Source organism: Haloarcula sp. Atlit-120R (assembly GCF_003665885.1).
Lineage (GTDB): Archaea > Halobacteriota > Halobacteria > Halobacteriales > Haloarculaceae > Haloarcula > Haloarcula taiwanensis.
Genome location: NZ_QPLN01000027.1, coordinates 1 through 705, shown reverse-complemented (window position 1 = coordinate 705; position 705 = coordinate 1). Strand labels below are relative to the sequence as shown.

Here is a 705-nt window from a genome sequence, read left to right as displayed (position 1 = left end):
GAGTCCGTTCAACCCAGACTTCGTCCGTGGTGAAGCTCGCAGTTTCCGAAATATTCTCGACCCGTTTGCTCTCGCGGCGGGGGCGAAGGAGGCCGGAGAGTTCGCGATCACGCAACCAAACCGGATTCTGATGGGCGACGGTCCGGGGTTCGCTCAAGACGTGTCGGCGAGGGGGACGCTCGCCGCGGATGTCTTTACGAAGCGAATGGATGAGAATCCCGCCGACCTCGCAGGGTCTATTTTAGGTGGGACTGCGGCCGCCGCTCTCGGAGGGGCCGCAGCCTCGCGTGTGACACGCTCTGCAGCGCGTCGTGTCGCCCAAGCCGATATTGATGCTGGGAGCACTCGGGCGAGCGCATTCCTCAGCGATACACGTGGTCAAGGACAGCTGATTCGGAACATCGACGACGCATCCCCCGACGCTGACAGTGGTGGCCTCATGTCCGATATGCAAGATACCCTTGATCGGTTCGAACGGGCAGAGCGGACCCGAAAGGCCGAGGAGGCCGCCGAAAGGCTCCACGCCGAACGGCAGGAACGTCTCCCACCTGGGGAATCGTATGAGCCGGAAGGTCCACCGGAGGGCTATCGTCAACCCGCCCCCGAAGGCCGGACAGTCTCATCGGGACCAGACACCACTCGCTCAGGTCCGACAGACGCTCAACTCGAAGCTTGGAACCCACGGAATCCTAAGTCATCGACTGA

Annotated in this window: 1 protein-coding gene; it reads left to right on the top strand. The window is 62.3% G+C overall.

All coding sequences use genetic code 11. The features are described from left to right. Positions 1-705 (top strand): hypothetical protein (locus DVK01_RS21980; RefSeq protein WP_158598800.1); only part of this gene is annotated, 705 nt, incomplete at both ends.